The sequence below is a fragment of the Pseudoalteromonas sp. ABE4_541 genome, assembly GCF_056312285.1.
In genome coordinates, this window is sequence record NZ_JBSVEM010000078.1 from 1 (window position 1) to 216 (window position 216).

General features: G+C 46.3%; 1 protein-coding gene. It reads right to left on the minus strand.

Annotated elements, in window-relative coordinates; translation table 11 throughout:
- The coding region (locus tag ACW689_RS21570; RefSeq protein WP_476294465.1) for a hypothetical protein at positions 1–216 on the minus strand (216 nt) is incomplete at both ends.

Genomic DNA, 216 nt, shown 5'->3' on the forward strand with positions numbered 1-216 from the left:
CAATACCTTGCATATCCAGCTGTTTAAGCGCTGGTAACGCAGTTTTTAATGCCTTGGCAGGGCCTTTGAAGTTTGCTGCTTCCATTAAGCCCGGTGCAGCATCCAATAATGACGAAATATCACCGCTGGCAATACCTTGCATATCCAGCTGTTTAAGCGCTGGTAACGCAGTTTTTAATGCCTTGGCAGGGCCTTTGAAGTTTGCTGCTTCCATTA